2 protein-coding genes are annotated in these 1,471 nt (G+C 72.8%); one reads left to right on the top strand and one right to left on the bottom strand.

Going from position 1 to position 1,471, the window contains the following annotated elements:
* Positions 1-5: 5 nt before the first annotated feature.
* A complete protein-coding gene (locus H5J33_RS35040; protein ID WP_181798686.1) occupies positions 6-419 on the bottom strand; it encodes an SsgA family sporulation/cell division regulator in 414 nt (137 codons plus the stop codon).
* 349 nt (positions 420-768) lie between these two features.
* Here H5J33_RS35040 and H5J33_RS35035 point away from each other — a divergent pair.
* On the top strand, positions 769-1,471 hold a 703-nt coding region (locus H5J33_RS35035; protein ID WP_181798685.1), incomplete at its 3' end, for a PAS domain-containing protein.

Genomic DNA, 1,471 nt, shown 5'->3' with positions numbered 1-1,471 from the left:
GCGGCTCACACGCCGCCGAACAGCGCGCTCAGCCCCCGTTTCACCACCCCCGTCACATCCTCCTCACCATCCGCCACCACCTCGTACGTGCGCCGCAGGAAGCAGCGCAGCACCGGGGCCGGGAACAGCAGCAGGGCCATGCCGTGCGGCGAGTGGAGTTCCAGGACGGTCCCGGTGCGGCCGCAGGGCCGGATCCGCACGTCCCCCTGGCCTGCCGGGGCCCCGAGTCCCTCGTCGAGCAGGGAGCGCGCGAAGGTCCAGGTGACCTCCTCGCCGTGCAGGGCGGCCTCGGCGGGGAAGTCCAGGTACACCGCGAGCGGGTCGTCGGAGGTGTAGCGCAGCGTGGCGGGCACCGGGACCTCACGGTCCCCGGCGGCGACGAGGCGGGCGTGGGCGAGCTGTGCGACGGTGGTCTCCATGCTCATCAGGAGTCCGTGCGGGCCGATCGCATGCCGTCAATTCCGGTCAGAGTTCGGCGGGTACCGGCCGCTCCCCCACTCCGTGGAAGTCGACGGTGTCGAACGTCCGCGCGAGCCCAGGGCCCGGACCGCCCGCCTCACCCAACACACGTACGATTCCTACGACTTGGGCGCGGCGGCGGGTACGCCTTTCGTCCCCATGAATCCCTCCCGGAGGACTCTGGCATATGCCTGCGGCACCACCGTAACGTGTGTTGCCAAATCCCTTACAGGCCGTCGCGGGCTGTGCGAGAGTCGTAACGGTCCCCCTCGTCGCCCGCCGTACCGTCCCCCCATTCCGGAGTGCGTCATGCCGTCCCCAGTCTCCGCGGACCGACCAGCCGCCCAGCCGCCCGGCCGCGGGTCGATCGAGGCGCTGATAAGGCAGACGCGGCGGCTCAAGGGCGACGTGGACGCCGTACGGCGCGACACCCGGGGCGACGGTGCGGACCCCGAGGAACGCTGGCAGCGCGCCCTGTACGACCTCGCCCTGCGCCAACTGAACGACATCGACGCGCACTTGGCCCAGCTGCGGGACGGCCCGCCGCCCGGTCCCGCTCGGCCCGCCCCGGACGGCCCGCTGCTCGCCCGCGTCGGCAGCGCCGAGTGGAACCTCCTGACGGACCAGGCCACCTGGTCCGCCGAGCTGTACCGGATCCTCGGCCTCGACCCGGCCGGCCCCGCCCTCACCCTGGACGAGCTGCCCGGTCTGGTCCTGCCGGAGGACCGGCCGGGACTCACCGAGATGGTGACGGCCTGCCTGGTCGACGCCAAGCCGATCGACGGCGAGTTCCGCGTCGTACGGCCCGACGGCACCGTACGGACCGTGCACATGATGGGCGAACCCGTGCTGGACGCCGACGGCGGCACGACCTCGATGTGGGCCGTGCTGCGCGACATCAGCGAACTGCGCCGCAGCCGGCGGGCGGTGTCCGAGACCCGTGACTCGCTGCACCGGCACCGCCGGCGGGAGCAGACCGAGCGCCGGATCGCGGCCGGGTTACAGGAGGCCG

It is taken from the genome of Streptomyces sp. WELS2, assembly GCF_013870595.1.
GTDB lineage: Bacteria > Actinomycetota > Actinomycetes > Streptomycetales > Streptomycetaceae > Streptomyces.
This window is presented reverse-complemented; position numbering and strand designations above follow the sequence as displayed.

What these genes read in the sequence shown, in the direction of transcription:
- H5J33_RS35040 (WP_181798686.1), bottom strand. Translation starts at nt 419, where the DNA reads ATGGAGACCACCGTCGCACAGCTCGCCCACGCCCGCCTCGTCGCCGCC.